Source organism: Rhizobium sp. GR12, from assembly GCF_036596185.1.
In the GTDB taxonomy this organism is placed as follows: domain Bacteria; phylum Pseudomonadota; class Alphaproteobacteria; order Rhizobiales; family Rhizobiaceae; genus Agrobacterium; species Agrobacterium nepotum.
Genome location: NZ_JASXTH010000037.1, coordinates 1 through 2,372, shown reverse-complemented (window position 1 = coordinate 2,372; position 2,372 = coordinate 1). Strand labels below are relative to the sequence as shown.

Genomic DNA, 2,372 nt, shown 5'->3' with positions numbered 1-2,372 from the left:
GAGCGGTAAAGCTCCATCGGCGAGCCGACCTGCTCGATATTGCCGCGGTTGAGCACCACGATCTTGTCGGCCATGGTCATGGCCTCCACCTGGTCGTGGGTAACGTAGATCATCGTCGTCTTCAGCGTGTTGTGCAGCTGGGAGATTTCCAGCCGCATGGTGCCGCGCAGCGCCGCATCGAGGTTGGAAAGCGGTTCGTCGAACAGAAACGCTTTCGGTTCGCGCACGATGGCGCGGCCGATGGCGACGCGCTGGCGCTGGCCGCCCGACAGCTGCGAGGGCCGGCGCTCGAGATAATCCGTGAGGTTGAGGATGCGGGCGGCATCCTCAACCTTCCTGTCGATCACCGCCTTGTCCAGCTTTGCCATCTTCAGCGGGAAGGCGATGTTGTTGCGGACACTCATATGCGGATAAAGCGCATAGGACTGGAACACCATGGCAAGGCCACGCTCGGCCGGCGCCTTTTCGGTGGCGTCGTTGCCGTCGATGACGATCTTTCCACCGGAGACGTCTTCCAGCCCGGCAATCAGGCGCAAAAGGGTCGACTTGCCGCAGCCGGACGGGCCGACGAAGACGACGAACTCGCCGTCATGGATATCGAGATCGATCGACGGGATGACTTTGGCCTCGCCGAAGAGCTTGGACACGTTCTGAAGGGAAATGCTGCCCATGATTGTCGTTCCTTATTTCACGGCGCCAAAGGTGAGGCCACGCACGAGTTGTTTCTGCGAGAACCAGCCGATGACCAGAATGGGGGCGATCGCCATCATCGAGGCGGCCGAAAGCTTGGCCCAGAACAGCCCCTGCGGTGAGGAGAACGAGGCGATGAAGGCCGTCAGCGGTGCTGCATTGGTGGTCGTCAGCCGGATGGTCCAGAAGGATTCGTTCCAGGCGAGGATGACGTTCAGAAGCAGCGTCGAGGCAATGCCCGGAACCGCCATCGGGGTGAGCACATGCACGATCTCGTTCCAGAGCGAGGCACCGTCCATGCGCGCGGCTTCGAGGATCTCGCCGGGGATTTCGCGGAAGTAGGTGTAAAGCATCCACACCACGATCGGCAGGTTGATGAAGGTGAGCATGATGGTCAGCCCGATGCGGGTATCGAGCAGGCCGGCATTGCGGAAAAGCAGGTAGATCGGCACCAGCACGGCAACCGCCGGCATCATCTTGGTGGAAAGCATCCACATCAGAATGTCCTTGGTGCGTTTCGTCGGCGAGAACGCCATGGCCCAGGCGGCGGGAATGGCGATGATGAGCGCGATGATCGTCGAGCCGAGCGACAGCACGACCGAATTCATGAACGGCTTGAAGTAATCGCGCTGGGTCTGCACGGTGATGTAGTTTTCCAGTGTGCCAGACGGAATGAGGCTGAAGCCTGAGATCGCCTCCGGCTCGGTCTTGATCGAGGTGAGGAAGGCATAGAGGATCGGGAAGAACAGCAGCAGCGCCACCGCCCATGCCGCGATGGAAAAGCCGATCTTTGCGCGTGTCGTTGTCCTGCGGGCCATGGCTATGTCTCCTTAACGGTCGAGGTTCTTGCCGACGGCGCGCATCAGGAAGATGGCGACGATATTGGCGAGCACGACGGCGATGATGCCACCGGCCGATGCGCCGCCGACGTCGTAACCCAGAAGTGCGGTGCGATAGATCAGGAAGGCAAGGTTGGTCGAGGCATAACCCGGGCCGCCATTGGTGGTGACGAGGATTTCCGCATAGACGCCGAGCAGGAAGATCGTCTGGATCAGAATGACGACGGTGATGGCGCGCGACAGGTGCGGCAGCGTCAGATAGACGAAGCGGTTGATGAAGTTGGCGCCATCCATCTCGGCCGCCTCCCTCTGCTCGCCGTCAAGCGACTGCAGGGCGGTGAGCAGGATGAGCGTTGCAAAGGGCAGCCATTGCCAGGCGACGATGATGATGATGGAGAGTAGCGGAAACTGCGCGAACCAGTCGACAGGCTGCAGGCCGAAGAAGCGGGACAGATCGGCCAGCACACCGTAACCGGGATGCATGATCATGTTCTTCCACACCAGCGCTGCCACCGGCGGCATGACGAAGAAGGGCGAGATGATCATGATGCGCACGATGCCCTGGCCGAAGATGTCCTGGTCGAGCAGAAGCGCAATGGCAATACCGCCGATCACCGTGATCAACAGCACGCCGCCGACGATGGCCAGCGTGTTGAAGATCGACTGGAAGAAGGCCGGATCGGTATAGAAATACTGGTAATTGAACAGACCCGCAAAGCTGACATTGGCGGGGTTGAGAAGATTGTAGTTCTGGAACGAAAACCAAAGCGTCATCGCCAGAGGTACGATCATCCACACCAGCAAAAGCAGCACCGAAGGCGCAAGCATTACCCGCGCCAACCC

The 2,372-nt window shown here is 60.1% G+C and carries 3 protein-coding genes; all 3 read right to left on the bottom strand.

Translation table 11 applies throughout. The annotated features are described in order from the left end of the window. A partial coding sequence (locus QSK43_RS26975; protein WP_332306017.1) for an ABC transporter ATP-binding protein occupies positions 1 to 671 on the bottom strand: 671 nt, incomplete at its 3' end. Positions 672 to 683: 12 nt separating this feature from the next. Further along, positions 684 to 1,508 (bottom strand): carbohydrate ABC transporter permease, encoded by an 825-nt coding sequence (locus QSK43_RS26970; protein WP_332306016.1) that lies wholly within the window; start codon positions 1,506 to 1,508, stop codon positions 684 to 686. A 12-nt stretch (positions 1,509 to 1,520) separates the two neighbouring features. Further along, entirely contained in the window at positions 1,521 to 2,369 is an 849-nt protein-coding gene (locus tag QSK43_RS26965) for a carbohydrate ABC transporter permease (RefSeq protein WP_332306018.1), read from the bottom strand. Positions 2,370 to 2,372 lie beyond the last annotated feature (3 nt).

Bases quoted from the DNA above. Each gene is read 5' to 3' on its own strand.
- QSK43_RS26970 (WP_332306016.1), bottom strand. From the start codon at position 1,508: ATGGCCCGCAGGACAACGACACGCGCAAAGATCGGCTTTTCCATCGCG.